We start from the raw sequence: 14,216 nt of genomic DNA, 5'->3' as shown, positions 1-14,216 counted from the left end.
GGGTCGTGCGGGATTCGAACCTGCGACCAATTGATTAAAAGTCAACTGCTCTACCAACTGAGCTAACGACCCATTATCGATAATTATTCTCCTGTTGGCCTTAGCTGTCAAACACTTCATCGGATTTTTCTCTTTATACCGGGTGATATTTATCGCTGTGGATTAATTATCCATCTGGTAGTTGTGATTATTGTTAGTTATGTAACTTCATGTTGTAATTCCATGCGCTGTGATGCACTTAACAAAATTCAGTGTGTGAAATATAAACACTGGAAAACGAGGCGTATTGTGTAATTATTGTTACGAAGATATTAAATAATTCAAAAATTGTATTTAAAGTATACAAAAAAGCTTGAGACAGACAGGATAAGACCAAAGAGCCAACATAGAGCTCAACAACTTCACAAATAAATACAGGAAGAGGGAATGGGAAAGATGGTAGACCAATCCAAGATAGTGGCAGAGCCTTTGCCGGAACCTGAAGAGCACCTTCAACGAAGTCTCTCCAACCGCCATATTCAATTGATTGCTATTGGCGGAGCCATCGGTACTGGCTTGTTTATGGGATCGGGTAAAACCATCAGCCTGGCCGGGCCGTCGATCATCTTCGTTTATATGATAATCGGCTTTATGTTGTTCTTCGTGATGCGAGCAATGGGTGAGTTGCTGCTTTCGAACCTGAAGTACAAATCATTCAGTGATTTTGCCGCTGACTTACTTGGCCCTTGGGCAGGTTTTTTCACTGGCTGGACTTACTGGTTCTGTTGGGTCATCACCGGCATCGCCGATGTCGTCGCCATCACCGCTTATGCGCAATTCTGGTTCCCCGGTTTTTCGCAATGGGTCGCCTCATTGTTAGTGGTTTTACTGCTGTTATCTCTGAATCTGGCAACAGTAAAAATGTTCGGTGAGATGGAGTTCTGGTTCGCCATGATTAAGATTGTGGCAATCGTGGCGCTGATCTTTGCTGGCCTGACCATGGTGTTAATGAGCTATCAGTCCCCATCAGGCACGACGGCCTCATTTACACATTTATGGAATGATGGCGGCATGTTCCCGAAAGGAATCAGTGGTTTCTTCGCCGGTTTCCAGATTGCCGTTTTTGCCTTCGTCGGTATTGAATTAGTTGGGACTACCGCGGCTGAAACCAAAGATCCTGAGGTGGTATTACCGCGCGCGATTAACTCCATTCCTATCCGCATCATTATGTTCTATGTCTTCTCATTGATTATGATTATGTCGGTGACCCCCTGGAGTTCAGTGGTTGCAGATAAAAGCCCCTTTGTTGAGTTATTCGTTCTGGTCGGTTTACCTGCCGCTGCCAGTGTGATCAACTTTGTGGTGTTGACCTCTGCCGCCTCCTCTGCCAACAGCGGCGTGTTCTCCACCAGCCGTATGTTGTTCGGTTTGGCAAAAGAAGGCGATGCACCAAAGCAGTTTGGTAAGTTATCACGCCGTTCGGTTCCCGCATCCGGCCTGACATTCTCTTGTATTTGCCTGTTGGGCGGCGTGGTGCTGATTTACCTGATCCCGAATGTCATGACCGTCTTTACTTTGGTCACCACCGTATCGGCGATTCTGTTTATGTTCGTCTGGACGATTATCCTTTGCTCTTATCTGGTATATCGCAAAAGACGCCCGGCACTACATAAGAAGTCGATTTACAAAATGCCCGCCGGGATCTTTATGTCCTGGGTGTGTATGGCGTTCTTCGCCTTTGTCTTGGTGCTGTTGACGTTGGAAAGTGATACCCGCCAGGCGCTGATGGTGACGCCATTGTGGTTTGTCATTCTGGCTATCGGCTACATTATCTTGAAAAAACGCAGAACGCGTCTGTTCGATAGCAATAATAACTAATACTTATTCTCCGGCGTCAGAACGCTTCTGACGCCCTTTTCTCTTCTCACTCCGTGGCTATTCTTCACCATCTCGCCGGGCAATGCCGCCAATCACCAACTGTTGCACACTCGCTACTGTCTGTTGGAAGAATTCTTTATCGCTGAGGCTTTTGCCGCTAATAGCCTCAATCTGAGCACTAAAATCGGCGTAATGCTGGGTTGTCGCCCATAACATGAAAATGAAATGCTGTGGCTCAACCTCGGCTATCAGGCCATCATCCATCCAGCGACGAATAATCAACACCTTGTCATCAAACAGGGTTTTCAAGTCCCCTGCCAGTTCTTGCTTGAGCAATGGCGCACCCTGGATCATCTCCAAACAAAACAGGCGTGATGCTTGCGGATGGTCGCGAGATACCGCCAATTTAAGGGCAATATAGTGCCGAATAGCGTCGATTGGCTGCTGATCTGCCTGCAATGCTTTGAGTGGTGCGAGCCAGATGGCCAGAATGTCTTTTAGCACCGCGATATACAGCGCCTCTTTCGAGGGAAAGTAATACAGCAGATTGGTTTTTGAGACATCAGCCCGCTCAGCGACCTGATCCAGACTGGTGCCGTGAATACCATACAGCGAAAACAGCTCAAGGGCGGCAGTCATGATGCCTTGACGTTTCGCAGCCCCGGCCTTGCTGCGGCGGGAAGGTTTTATCTCAGGTGCCGGTGTATTGCTGGTGGCTAGCTTCACTGATAGTCCCTTAATAAATTGTGATGAAACTGAAAATAGCAAACTACCTATAACATGCCGATCTCTTCTTCGAATACCTCTTTCTGGTGAATGATTGCACCGCCACTGGGCAGACTCGCCTGTTTTTTGTGCACAATTATTTTACCAAACAGTCCATTCTTGACCATTTGCTCAACATTTTATTTACCGAAGTTTAGCAACATATTGATTAAACAGGTTTTACAAAAACTGGCATTGGCTTTGCTTAGGTACTGATGCAGACGTACAGATAGTCCCACTCACTATGCAGAGGTGCTCAAATGAAAATTGGCGTATTTATTCCTATCGGCAACAACGGTTGGTTAATTTCCAGCAATGCACCGCAGTACATGCCGAGCTTTGAGTTAAATAAAGCTATTGTGCAAAAAGCTGAACACTATCAGTTCGATTTCGCCTTATCGATGATAAAACTGCGCGGATTTGGCGGAAAAACCGAGTTTTGGGATCATAATCTGGAGTCTTTCACCCTGATGGCCGGGCTGGCTGCGGTCACCTCTCGCATTAAGATTTATGCCACGGCGGCAACCTTAACCCTCCCTCCAGCCATCGTCGCGCGCATGGCTTCCACCATTGACTCTATCTCTAATGGCCGTTTTGGCCTGAATGTGGTAACCGGATGGCAAAAACCTGAATACGAGCAGATGGGATTGTGGCCGGGAGATGAATATTTCAGTCGTCGCTATGACTATCTCTCTGAATATGTGGAAGTATTACAAGACCTTTGGGGCACCGGGCAATCTGATTTTAACGGTGAGTTCTTCCAAATGGATGATTGCCGAGTCAGCCCGCAACCGCAAACTCCAATCAAATTAATCTGCGCGGCACAAAGTGATGCCGGCATGGCTTTCTCAGCCAAATATGCCGATTACAACTTCTGTTTTGGCAAGGGTGTGAATACCCCCACCGCCTTTGCTCCAACAGCCGCTCGCCTGCAAAAAGCGGCAGAACAGGCCGGGCGTGAGGTCAGTAGTTATGTGTTGTTTATGATAATCGCCGACGAAACCGACGAACTGGCCCGCGCCAAATGGGAAAGTTACAAGGCCGGAGCCGACACCGAAGCACTGGCCTGGTTAACCGAACAAAGTGGTAAAGATACAAAATCGGGTGCAGATACCAATGTGCGCCAAATGGCTGACCCAACTTCTGCCGTGAACATCAATATGGGGACGCTGGTTGGCTCTTATGCCAATGTGGCGAAAATGATGGATGACATTGCCACGGTGCCGGGAACCGAGGGCATTTTGCTGACATTTGATGACTTCCTCTCTGGCATTGAAAGTTTCGGTCAACATATCCAGCCATTGATGAACAGCCGCGCCGATATCTTTGACACCCTGCCCCCCGTCGCACGCGAGGTGGCCTAATGAAAATTGTTGAAAGCCGTCAATCGATTGATGCCAAACCCTCTGTCGCCCCCCAACAGCCGGTGCGCCGCAACCCCGGTATCAGCAGCAATGAAGTGATTCTCAATGCGCGACCGGAACCTATCGCCTTCCCTACCTCGGCCAGCGCCTTGATTGTGGTTGATATGCAAAACGCCTATGCCTCAGAGGGGGGGTATCTCGATCTGGCCGGATTTGATGTTTCAGCCACCGCTCCGGTTATCGCCAATATCAAACGCGCGATCACTGCTGCGCGGGCCGCGGGTATTCAGGTGATCTTTTTCCAGAATGGTTGGGATCCACAATATGTTGAAGCGGGCGGGGAAGGCTCGCCAAACTGGCATAAATCCAATGCGCTGAAGACCATGCGTAAACAACCTGAACTGATGGGTAAGCTGCTGGCAAAAGGCGATTGGGACTATGCGTTAGTGGATGAACTGCAACCACAAGCAGGCGATATCGTGATCGCCAAGCCGCGTTACAGCGGATTTTTCAACACTCAGCTCGACAGCATTCTGCGCGCTAAGGGGATTCATCATCTGATTTTCACCGGTATCGCCACCAATGTCTGTGTCGAATCCACCCTGCGCGACGGCTTCTTCTTCGAGTATTTCGGTGTGGTGCTGGAGGATGCAACCCATCAGGCAGGGCCGGATTTTGCCCAAAAAGCGGCACTTTATAACATCGAAACCTTCTTTGGTTGGGTATCTGATGTGGAGACATTTTGCAACTGCATTACGCCATCGGCGCAACTCAGCCAGTCAGCATGATAAATGCATTCTATTGCCGCCCCCAACACTCAGATAACTGGAGAAGATGATGCCTAAGACCATTATTACCCCACCGGGCAGCGGTACACCCCTCGCCCCTTTTTCGCCCGGCACCCTGGCCGATGGCGTGGTGTACGTGTCCGGCACCCTGGCTTTTGATAAGCAGAATAATGTGGTGCATAGAGGTGATGCGGCGGGGCAAACCCGCCATGTGCTGGAAACCATTAAAAGTGTGATTGAGACTGCGGGTGGTTCGCTGGATGACGTCACTTTTAACTCTATTTTTCTGACCGACTGGCAGCATTACGCCGCCATTAATCAGGTTTACGCCGAATATTTCCCCGGCGATAAACCAGCCCGCTTTTGTATTCAATGCGGTTTGGTCAAACCCGATGCTTTGATTGAAATTGCGTCAGTAGCGCATCTGCCGCGATAAGGCAGCCAATATCAGATAACGGAGGCGTGGCAATGTATTTCGAGATAACCGGTCAGAATTCGCCAGCCGCTAAAACAGTGGTGTTATCTGCGGGACTGGGTGGCAGTGGCCGCTTTTGGCAGCCCCAGTTGAGTGCGTTGGGTCAGCACTTTCGCGTGATAACTTACGATCAGTATGGCACTGGGCGCAGTCCCGGTGTAATCCCACCGGGCTACACGCTGGCTGATATGGCGGACGAACTGGCGGACTTATTAGCCAGCCAGCATATTGAGCGCTACCACTTTGTCGGTCACGCATTGGGCGGAATGATAGGTTTGCAATTGGCATTGTCGCATCCTCAATGTGTAGAGCGGCTGGTGGCTATCAATAGCTGGCCGGTGCTTGATAGCCAAACACGGCGTTGCTTCCATGTGCGGCAAGATTTACTGCTCAACAGTGGTGTAGCCGCTTATGTTCGCGCCCAGCCGTTGTTTCTCTATCCGGCAGATTGGCTATCGCGTAATACCCTGCTGCTTGAACAGGAAGAGGGACAGCAAATCGCTCATTTTCAGGGCATGGAAAACTTATTACGCCGCCTGAACGCGTTGATGAATGCTGATTTCCGCGCGGTATTGCCCCACATCACGACCCCAACACTGGCCTTGTGTGCCACCGATGACCTGTTAGTGCCCTACCCTTGTTCACAAGCTTTAGCCGAGTTATTGCCTTACGGCGAGTGGGCACAGATGAGTTACGGCGGCCACGCCATGAGTGTGACTAACAGCGAGCAATTTAACGGCATATTACTCAGTTATTTGCTGATGGACACGGACACCGCCAAGTGCGAACTGGCGCTAAATCAATCCAATACAGCAGCTATTCATTTTTAAAGGGAATCGTTATGGCACAAATATTAACCCCGGATGCATTGGCAACTTTATTTACCGACGCCCGCACCCACAATGGTTGGCTGGATAAACCGGTCGATGATGCTCTGCTCAAACAAGCCTATCTTCTGGCGCGCATGGGGCCGACTTCGGCCAACTGCTGCCCGGCGCGTTTTGTCTTTATTCGCTCATCTGAGGCCAAAGAGCGGCTTAAACCGGCGCTGTCCAGTGGCAATCTGACCAAAACCCTGCAAGCGCCGGTCACGGCCATCGTCGCCTATGACCCGGTTTTTTATGATGCATTACCCAAGCTGTTTCCACACGGCGATGCCCGCTCCTGGTTCACTTCCAGCCCAGAGTTAGCCACTGAAACCGCTTTTCGTAACAGCAGCTTACAAGCGGCCTATCTGATTATTGCCTGTCGGGCCTTGGGGTTGGATACCGGCCCGATGTCAGGTTTTAACAATGCACAGGTTGATGAGATTTTTCTGGCAGAAAAAGGCTGGAAGTCCAATTTACTAGTGAATATTGGTTATGGGGATATCAATAAATTGTATCAACGCTCGCCGCGTTTAGCGTTCGACGAGGCGTGTGAGGTGCTCTGATTTTTAGGCTGTTTTTTTGTTGAACTGATTTTTAATCCTGAGGTGGTCTATGCAAACACAATCCTTACCAACAGATGCTTTACCTGCATCGTCAGCATTACGCAGTGTCGCCGTGGATAAACAGGATTTCCGTGATGCTATGGCGCGACTCGGCTCGGCGGTGAATATTATCACCACTGATGGCCCGGCTGGCCGCGCCGGATTTACCGCATCGGCGGTATGCAGTGTGACCGATACCCCGCCAACCCTGCTGGTGTGCCTCAATCGCTCATCGTCAGTCTATTCGGTGTTTCAGCAAAATCAGACGTTGTGCGTCAATACCTTGTGTGCCGAGCATGAGTCACTGTCAAACTTGTTTGGCGGCAAAACGCCGATGGAAATGCGCTTCTCTGCTGCCCGTTGGTCAACGCTGGTCACCGGTTCCCCGGTGCTCAGTGGTGCTGTTGCCTCTTTTGACTGCCATATCACACAAGTTATTTCTGTCGGCACTCACGACATTCTGTTTTGTCAGGCTGCCGCCGTTATTCATAACGATGACCAACATGGTCTGGCCTATTTTGACCGCTGCTATCACCCGTTAATGCGCCAGAGCCGCTGATTCGGAAACGAATTGATGGATTTCTCTGCGGTTATTTATTGATATTTCTCAGTGACTCACGGAGTACATTATGGCGAATAACTGGTTTCCAACATGGCGTAAACGCAGTGGTAATCTGGATGGAGCCATTATTGCTCCTGATGAGCGTCTCCCCGTCGGCGCAACACTGATTATGGGGTTACAACATGCGGTGGCCATGTTTGGCGCTACCGTGCTGATGCCGCTGTTGATGGGGTTTGACGCCAATCTGGCGATTTTGATGTCCGGCATCGGCACCCTACTGTTCTTCCTGATTGTGGGGGGGCGGGTACCCAGCTATCTTGGCTCCAGCGCAGCATTTGTCGGTCTGGTCATTGCCGTCACCGGCTATAGCGGCAGCGGCCCTAATCCCAATATCGCTTTAGCCCTGGGCGGCATTATTGCCTGTGGGGCGATTTACACCTTAATTGGTTTTATCGTGATGAGTGTCGGCACCCGCTGGATCGAGCGCTTAATGCCGCCGGTGGTCACTGGCGCAGTGGTGATGGCCATTGGCCTCAATCTGGCACCGATTGCCGTGAATAGTGTTTCCGGCTCATCTTTTAACAGTTGGATGGCGGTAGTCACTATTTTATGTATCGGTGTGGTAGCCGTATTTACCAGAGGAATGATTCAGCGCCTGCTGATTCTGGTTGGTCTGATTTTGTCTTATGTCATTTATTGGGTTGTCTCCCATATTTTGGGTTGGGGAGCACCGATTGATTTTGGCCCCATCAGTCAGGCCGCCTGGTTTGGCTGGCCGCAATTTACCACACCGGTATTTGATGCTCATGCCATGTTGCTGATCGCTCCCGTGGCCGTGATTTTAGTAGCAGAAAATCTGGGGCATATAAAAGCCGTGGCGGGAATGACCGGACAAAATCTGGACCCGTATATGGGGCGGGCTTTTGTGGGCGATGGATTGGCAACAATGCTGTCCGGCTCGGTGGGCGGTACCGGTGTCACGACCTATGCCGAGAATATCGGCGTGATGGCAGTGACAAAAATCTATTCTACTTTGGTTTTTGTCGCCGCAGCACTGGTCGCTATTCTGCTGGGTTTTTCACCCAAATTTGGCGCACTGATTCACACCATTCCGGGGCCGGTATTGGGCGGTGCCTCAATCGTGGTTTTCGGTTTGATTGCGGTCGCTGGCGCGCGTATTTGGGTTCAAAACAAAGTGGACCTGAGTGATAACGGTAACCTGATTATGGTGGCCGTCACACTGGTATTAGGGGCGGGGAACTTCGCGCTAACCTTGGGTAACTTTACTCTCGGCGGCATCGGCACCGCAACTTTTGGGGCCATTTTGCTCAACGCTTTATTACAACGCCGTAAAATATTGCCGAAACTGGGGAGTGACGGTAAGCCCTTGCCGCAAGACGGTTAGCTATCTGATGTATAACGCTCTTGTATTATACCTAACAGCTCAATACAGAGCGTTATCATCTCAGTCTATTTATTCCAGATGCAGCTTGTCACCTTGCCAGGAGAGCTGAGTCACTGCGGAGGTAGCAACACCGTCACTGGTTTCTCCTCCCAGCAAAATCACTTTATCTTTATCTTGAATGGATACGCCGTAAGCCAGCGGCTGAGGTAATTCCCCCACCACCTGCCATTGATTATCCACCAGCGCATAAATGGGCTGTTGCCACTGTTTTTTCAGCCCTTTATGGGCATATAACTGACCCGCATTGAATTGTTGCCATGAACCGGGGAAATTAGCCCCCCCGCCTACCAGCACCACATCATGGCTAACACCAGAAAACGCCCCCGCCAGCCCTTCTTGCACTGCGCCTTTTTCAGCGCCTACCAAATCCGCTCGCTGTTGCCATTTCAGTTCTGCGCCTTGCGTTTTGCCCTGCCATACCGCTGCCGTGCGTAATCCAGGTTTAATTTCACCATTTATTAATATCAAATCACCCTTTTTCGCGGTGATAGCTGACCCAGCCGTGCCTAAAAATGGCACTTGTCCGCCACTTTTCCACTGATTTCTAGCTGGGTCATACATCAGCACATCGCGGTTATAGAAATAGTCCGCCGGAGCCTGGTCAAAATACGCATTAACAACTGCGTTTTTCTGGGTTTCATTGCTGCCCGCAGAAGCCAGATCCGTAAAGTAGCCGTCGAAAATAGCTTTATTGACGCCCCCCAACAGCAGCGCCTGAGTGCCATTCAATGTGGTTGCGGCGGTTCCCACCAAGCCGCGCGGCGCTCGCGTTGCCAGCCGTTGCCACTGATTGGTTTGTGGATCATATTGATACACATCATCCAGTGCACGTACCTGCGTATCACTGGCGCTATTTTTACCCACGCCACCAAAAACATACAGCTTACCGCTTAATGCCACAGTGACAGCCTGTTCACGAGGCTGCCCTGGGAAGTCGGCTATTTTCTGCCAACCGCTGCTGGCTTTCTCCGTATCAAGGCGATACCACGATTGACCGGCGCTACCTAAGCCGACATATAAATTGTTATCAACCTGAGCGCCCGTTCCATACTTAAAGGGAACCGGTACATCCGGGTAGCGTTCGGCATTGGCGTAAGGTAGCGAGAACGTGATGCAAAGAGCCAACGCGCTCAATAGGATGACTTTTGTACTCAATTTTTTCTTATATTGGTGGTATATCTGAGTCATCAAGATGTTCCTCATTAATTAATCACTATATTGGGTGAATGGTGACAACAATAAAACTCCACTTAATTATTTAAACTGGAGTTTAACTATCATTCAAGATATTAATCAGGCGCTGCGTTGTCAATGTAGATAACAAGCCATTGTGATAAGTACCTCAGGGATGAATAAATATTTCAGTTAAATTAGCGGGGCCATTCCCTGGCAAATAGGCCGAATCAAGGCAGCCAGCCAGTGTCGGGAAGATGTCGTGTTATTGTCTGGTGACTGTCGTGGCAGTGTTGGGCGCGGGCATTTAGGTTTGTAGATATCTCTTCAAACCCAGGAGTATTCATTATGAATCTTTATCGTATTCGTGAATTACGTCAGGCGCGGGCCTGGTCACAAGAGCAATTAGCCGAGCTTTGCAGCCTTAACGTGCGCACTATTCAGCGCATAGAGAATGGTGAGCAAGCCAGCCTTGAAACCTTGAGTGCCATTGCCGCGGTGATGGAGTTAAAAGTCAGCGAACTCTATGCGCCCGATATCAGCCAACCTCAAGAAGCCTCTGGCGAAGCGGTTGACCAGCGCGTAGTGGATGCGCGTGAGGCTGTTGAAAATGAAATGTCTTTTTTGCGCCAATTGCTGCGGGCAGTGATCCTATGCTCAATATTGTTCGCGATTAACTGGTTTACCTCCCCAGGCTATATGTGGGCCTGGTGGGTCGTTTTGGGGTTAGGTATTCCATTAGGTTTAAGAGCGATAAATCTATTCTTGCTCGGTAATTGGATGGAGCGCTGGCAGCAAAAACGCCTACAAAAGAAGTTACGTAATTTGTAAGTAAGCTGGGCAAATCAAAGTCACCAGATTGGGATGTCTTATTGCGGTGACTTTTTGTGTCGCTAACATTGCAGCTTGAGCGTATTGGGGTATGGTTAATAAGTGTCATAAGCAGCGACTATGATGACATCATCAACGTTATTCAATAAATATGATTGGAGCGAAGCGAGATGGCGAAAATTCTAGTGCTTTACTATTCCATGTATGGACATATCGAGACACTTGCTGGCGCAGTTGCCGAAGGTGCTCAAAAGGTTAGTGGCGTTGAAGTGACCATTAAGCGCGTGCCAGAAACTATGCCAGCGGATGCTTTTGCCAAAGCCGGTGGTAAAACCGATCAGAAAGCGCCAGTAGCAACACCACAAGAGTTGGCAGATTACGATGGCATCATTTTCGGCACGCCAACCCGTTTTGGTAATATGGCCGGGCAGATGCGTACGTTCCTTGATCAGACCGGCGGCCTGTGGGCATCGGGCGCATTGTACGGCAAAGTCGCCAGTGTATTTGCTTCTACCGGTACGGGTGGTGGGCAAGAACATACCATCACCTCAACCTGGACCACATTAGCCCATCACGGTTTTATTATTGTGCCGATCGGCTATGGCGCGACAGAATTGTTCGATGTTTCGCAGACCCGCGGTGGCACGCCTTATGGCGCTACCACTATTGCAGGTGGTGATGGTTCCCGCCAGCCAAGCGCTGAGGAGCTCGCCATCGCCCGTTTCCAGGGCGAACATGTGGCGAAAATCACGGCCAAATTAGCCAGTTAAATTGTCATGAAAAGCACCGTTAAAGTAGTGTTTGAGTTAAGAACAAGGTGCTGTAGCGGTGAAAACAGGCAGATCGTAAAGACGCCGTACTTCTTTTGTTAAAACAAGCATCCCTGGGGGCTCGAGCCGCGCCTTTCCTGGCGCGAACGCTTTACTCTTCTACCTGTCCTCACCTTGCAAAATCGAGTTGTAGAGGTTTATCTGCAACCTAAAGCACCGCTAAAGTGGTGCTTTATTTCAAAATCAAGCTTCAAGCAGGCCTTGAGCTAAATAATGAGTGGCATCTGCCACCCCCGGCAAGGTGAAAAAATAGCCGCCACCAATGGGTTTCACATACTCTTCCAGCGCTTCCCCATTCAGCCGTTTTTGCACGGTCAGAAAAGCTTTTTCCAAATCAGACTGGTAGCAGACAAATAATAGCCCCATATCCAATTGCCCCGAATTTGATACCCCCAGCGAGTAGCTGTAGCCACGGCGCAGCATCAAGTTATTCTGGGTTTCAGCGGTGCGTGGATTTGCCAGCCGAATATGTGCATCCATCTTAATCACTTTGCCGTCTGGGTCTTTGGTGTAATCCGGTTCATCATGTTCGTGTACCATGCCCAAAGGCGCGCCACTGTGCTTATCGCGACCAAAAATAGTTTGCTGCTCTTGCAAGGGAGTCCGATCCCAGAATTCCACTTTGAAACGGATAATCCGAGCCGCCTGATAACTACCACCGACCGCCCATGCAGGTTCTCCGGTGCTTTCCTGAACCCAAACCACTTGGTTGATCAGCGGCTTATCACTGGTTTTCGGATTCGCGGTTCCATCTTTAAAACCCAACAAGTTGATTGGCGTTTCTTTACCTTTGCTGCGGGCAGCATGGGCAGAAATAAACCCTTCACGTTTCCAGCGCACACTGAGAAGGTCCGGCGAGTGTTTGATTATATCGCGCAGTGCATGAATCACGGTTTCATTGGTATTCGCGCAAATTTGCAGCAACACATCACCGTGGCACAATCCGGCATCCAGTGAATCATTGGGGAAACGAGTCATTCTTTGCAGCCGCAGGGGCTTTTGCCCTTGCAAGCCAAAACGCTCGTCGAACAGTGAGTCACCGACGGAAACCGTGATCGTCAGATTATCGGGGTAAATTTCTGGCCCCATAATGCCCGAATCCAGTGGAGGCAGTTTCGCGTTAATCGACGGCGCATGCCCGCCAGTGGTCAGAAAAGCAATTCGTTCAGTTAATAACGTGAATAACCGGATTAATGCGGCTTTATCTGTTGCCAGCACATCAAATGCCACCAGCATCATTGCAGCTTGCTGTGGGGTTAATACACCGGCTTGATGCTGCCCGTAGAAAGGCTGCTTCTGCCAACGTTCATCTTGCGCGGGCGCGGACTCGGGTGCGGGGCAATCCGCCGCGCGGGCTATTTTTGCCCCGCCGAGCGCCAATGCCCCGCTCATCATGCCCATTCCGAGAAGCAGACGCCGACGGGACGGCAATTCCGCCCCGTTATCTTGCTGATACGGCCCGTGTTGCGGGCCGGTTTTCTGACTCATTTTAATCCTCAGTCCAGACCTAATACACCACGCAGTTGAGCAAGGTCTTCCGCCAGTGCCGTAATTGGCCCTTTCATCGCATTGCGATCGGCATCAGTTAACTTCTCATAAGATTCGTAGCCATCTTTGGTGCGGTATTTTGCTAATACGCTATCAACCGTTTTGAAGTTGGCATCAATTTTATCCAACAACGGCTTATCCGCTTTTTCCAATAACGGCCGCAGCAGATTAACAATTTTCTGTGCGCCATCAACGTTCGCCTGGAAGTCCCACAAGTCAGTGCGGCTGTAGCGATCTTCTTCACCGCTGATTTTACTGGCTGCCACTTCTTCAATGAGACCCGCCGCCCCACCTACCACTTTGTTTGGTGCGAATGTCAGGCCGGTAATACGTTTTTGCAGTTCCAGCGTGTCCTGATACAGTTGGTCGGCAAATTTATCCGCCCCTTTGGTGGTATTGTCACCAAATAGGATTTTCTCTAAGCGGTGGAAACCGGTGAATTTCGGATCCGCCGCTTTCTGTTCAAAATCGTCTTCACGGGCATCAATGCTGCCATCTAAATCAGAGAATAACTCAGCAATGGGCTCGATACGTTCATAATGCTGACGGGTCGGTGCATAGAGCTTGCGCGCTAATGCTAAATCACCTTTTTTTATTGCATCGGTGAAAGCTTTGGTTTGGGTCACTAACTGAGCAACTTCTTGTGTTACATAGACTTTATACTCGGCAATTGGCCCAACCAGTGCCATGGCATCCGGTTTGGTCGCCGTGTTAGTACCGGCCGCAGCCGTCACTGTCAGCTTGCCTTTCGGGTTGCTCAGTAAACCGCAGGTCATATCGTATTCACCCGGTTCCAGATTAGCTGTCATCTTCTGGGTAAACCCTGGCGCGATGTTCTCACGCTCTTCAACCACCATGACCCCTTTCAGGATCTCCCACTCCAGCCCTTTTTGGCTGACATTGTGTACAATAAACTGTGTTTTACCGGCGGGAATAGACAGTGCCATTGGCTCACACTGCTTATCATTAACCGTAATTTTAACCTGAGGAATATCAGCAGCCTGTGCGCTAATAGCGAAAACTGGCAGTGCCAACAAAGCGGCATGTAGAGCTGTGCGACGGAAGAACCGGTTAGACATGTGATAAA

At 50.0% G+C, this 14,216-nt stretch carries 14 protein-coding genes and 1 tRNA gene; 10 read left to right on the top strand and 5 right to left on the bottom strand.

Annotated features, from left to right (window positions below; genetic code table 11):
- A tRNA-Lys gene (locus HU019_RS16790) sits at nt 1–72 on the bottom strand.
- Between the two features lie 363 nt (nt 73–435).
- Here HU019_RS16790 and cycA point away from each other — a divergent pair.
- Complete coding sequence (gene cycA, locus HU019_RS16785; protein ID WP_174847613.1) at nt 436–1,857, top strand: D-serine/D-alanine/glycine transporter; 1,422 nt, start codon at nt 436–438, stop codon at nt 1,855–1,857.
- Between the two features lie 57 nt (nt 1,858–1,914).
- Here cycA and rutR read toward each other — a convergent pair whose 3' ends face one another.
- Nucleotides 1,915–2,583 (bottom strand): HTH-type transcriptional regulator RutR, encoded by a 669-nt coding sequence (gene rutR / locus HU019_RS16780; RefSeq protein ID WP_174847479.1) that lies wholly within the window; start codon nt 2,581–2,583, stop codon nt 1,915–1,917.
- 299 nt (nt 2,584–2,882) lie between these two features.
- Here rutR and rutA point away from each other — a divergent pair, with 299 nt between their 5' ends.
- The 7 genes from rutA to rutG all read left to right on the top strand — a co-directional run bounded on the left by rutA (nt 2,883) and on the right by rutG (nt 8,687).
- Entirely contained in the window at nt 2,883–3,986 is a 1,104-nt protein-coding gene (gene rutA, locus HU019_RS16775) for a pyrimidine utilization protein A (RefSeq protein ID WP_174847478.1), read from the top strand.
- Nucleotides 3,986–4,774, top strand: coding sequence for a pyrimidine utilization protein B (gene rutB, locus HU019_RS16770; RefSeq protein WP_227739298.1), 789 nt, complete (start codon nt 3,986–3,988; stop codon nt 4,772–4,774). Before rutA ends, rutB begins: the two co-directional genes overlap by 1 nt.
- Nucleotides 4,775–4,823: 49 nt before the next feature.
- Nucleotides 4,824–5,210 carry a pyrimidine utilization protein C gene (rutC, locus tag HU019_RS16765; RefSeq protein ID WP_174847477.1) on the top strand — a complete coding sequence of 129 codons (387 nt, stop codon included), beginning with the start codon at nt 4,824–4,826 and terminating at the stop codon, nt 5,208–5,210.
- A 32-nt stretch (nt 5,211–5,242) separates the two neighbouring features.
- On the top strand, nt 5,243–6,079 hold the full coding sequence (gene rutD / locus HU019_RS16760; protein WP_174847476.1) for a pyrimidine utilization protein D: 837 nt from the start codon (nt 5,243–5,245) through the stop codon (nt 6,077–6,079).
- An 11-nt stretch (nt 6,080–6,090) separates the two neighbouring features.
- On the top strand, nt 6,091–6,681 hold the full coding sequence (locus HU019_RS16755) for a malonic semialdehyde reductase (protein ID WP_174847475.1): 591 nt from the start codon (nt 6,091–6,093) through the stop codon (nt 6,679–6,681).
- 49 nt (nt 6,682–6,730) lie between these two features.
- Nucleotides 6,731–7,279: an NADH-dependent FMN reductase RutF gene (rutF, locus tag HU019_RS16750; RefSeq protein ID WP_174847474.1), complete on the top strand. Its 549-nt coding sequence runs from the start codon at nt 6,731–6,733 to the stop codon at nt 7,277–7,279.
- A gap of 70 nt (nt 7,280–7,349) precedes the next feature.
- Nucleotides 7,350–8,687 (top strand): pyrimidine utilization transport protein G, encoded by a 1,338-nt coding sequence (gene rutG / locus HU019_RS16745; RefSeq protein ID WP_174847473.1) that lies wholly within the window; start codon nt 7,350–7,352, stop codon nt 8,685–8,687.
- A gap of 69 nt (nt 8,688–8,756) precedes the next feature.
- On the opposite strand, the gene HU019_RS16740 is transcribed toward rutG, so the two are convergent.
- A complete protein-coding gene (locus tag HU019_RS16740) occupies nt 8,757–9,935 on the bottom strand; it encodes an N-acetylneuraminate epimerase (RefSeq protein ID WP_174847472.1) in 1,179 nt (392 codons plus the stop codon).
- Between the two features lie 333 nt (nt 9,936–10,268).
- Here HU019_RS16740 and HU019_RS16735 point away from each other — a divergent pair, with 333 nt between their 5' ends.
- Together HU019_RS16735 and wrbA are read left to right on the top strand one after the other, a co-directional pair.
- Nucleotides 10,269–10,751 carry a helix-turn-helix domain-containing protein gene (locus tag HU019_RS16735; protein WP_174847471.1) on the top strand — a complete coding sequence of 161 codons (483 nt, stop codon included), beginning with the start codon at nt 10,269–10,271 and terminating at the stop codon, nt 10,749–10,751.
- 170 nt (nt 10,752–10,921) lie between these two features.
- Complete coding sequence (gene wrbA, locus HU019_RS16730; protein ID WP_050077493.1) at nt 10,922–11,521, top strand: NAD(P)H:quinone oxidoreductase; 600 nt, start codon at nt 10,922–10,924, stop codon at nt 11,519–11,521.
- 243 nt (nt 11,522–11,764) lie between these two features.
- On the opposite strand, the gene efeB is transcribed toward wrbA, so the two are convergent.
- A complete protein-coding gene (gene efeB, locus HU019_RS16725; protein ID WP_174847470.1) occupies nt 11,765–13,069 on the bottom strand; it encodes an iron uptake transporter deferrochelatase/peroxidase subunit in 1,305 nt (434 codons plus the stop codon).
- 8 nt (nt 13,070–13,077) lie between these two features.
- Nucleotides 13,078–14,208, bottom strand: a complete 1,131-nt coding sequence (gene efeO, locus HU019_RS16720; protein WP_174847469.1) for an iron uptake system protein EfeO — start codon at nt 14,206–14,208, stop codon at nt 13,078–13,080.
- Between the last annotated feature and the right edge of the window lie 8 nt (nt 14,209–14,216).

This window comes from Yersinia artesiana, from assembly GCF_902726545.1.
GTDB classification, from domain to species: Bacteria; Pseudomonadota; Gammaproteobacteria; order Enterobacterales; family Enterobacteriaceae; genus Yersinia; species Yersinia artesiana.
Note: the sequence above shows the minus strand (reverse complement) of the source record. Positions and strands in the feature narration are given on the sequence as shown.

What these genes read in the sequence shown, in the direction of transcription:
- cycA (WP_174847613.1), top strand. Translation starts at nt 436, where the DNA reads ATGGTAGACCAATCCAAGATAGTGGCAGAGCCTTTGCCGGAACCTGAA.
- rutA (WP_174847478.1), top strand. Translation starts at nt 2,883, where the DNA reads ATGAAAATTGGCGTATTTATTCCTATCGGCAACAACGGTTGGTTAATT.
- rutB (WP_227739298.1), top strand. Translation starts at nt 3,986, where the DNA reads ATGAAAATTGTTGAAAGCCGTCAATCGATTGATGCCAAACCCTCTGTC.
- rutC (WP_174847477.1), top strand. Translation starts at nt 4,824, where the DNA reads ATGCCTAAGACCATTATTACCCCACCGGGCAGCGGTACACCCCTCGCC.
- rutD (WP_174847476.1), top strand. Translation starts at nt 5,243, where the DNA reads ATGTATTTCGAGATAACCGGTCAGAATTCGCCAGCCGCTAAAACAGTG.
- HU019_RS16755 (WP_174847475.1), top strand. Translation starts at nt 6,091, where the DNA reads ATGGCACAAATATTAACCCCGGATGCATTGGCAACTTTATTTACCGAC.
- rutF (WP_174847474.1), top strand. Translation starts at nt 6,731, where the DNA reads ATGCAAACACAATCCTTACCAACAGATGCTTTACCTGCATCGTCAGCA.
- rutG (WP_174847473.1), top strand. Translation starts at nt 7,350, where the DNA reads ATGGCGAATAACTGGTTTCCAACATGGCGTAAACGCAGTGGTAATCTG.
- HU019_RS16740 (WP_174847472.1), bottom strand. Translation starts at nt 9,935, where the DNA reads ATGACTCAGATATACCACCAATATAAGAAAAAATTGAGTACAAAAGTC.
- HU019_RS16735 (WP_174847471.1), top strand. Translation starts at nt 10,269, where the DNA reads ATGAATCTTTATCGTATTCGTGAATTACGTCAGGCGCGGGCCTGGTCA.
- wrbA (WP_050077493.1), top strand. Translation starts at nt 10,922, where the DNA reads ATGGCGAAAATTCTAGTGCTTTACTATTCCATGTATGGACATATCGAG.
- efeB (WP_174847470.1), bottom strand. Translation starts at nt 13,069, where the DNA reads ATGAGTCAGAAAACCGGCCCGCAACACGGGCCGTATCAGCAAGATAAC.
- efeO (WP_174847469.1), bottom strand. Translation starts at nt 14,208, where the DNA reads ATGTCTAACCGGTTCTTCCGTCGCACAGCTCTACATGCCGCTTTGTTG.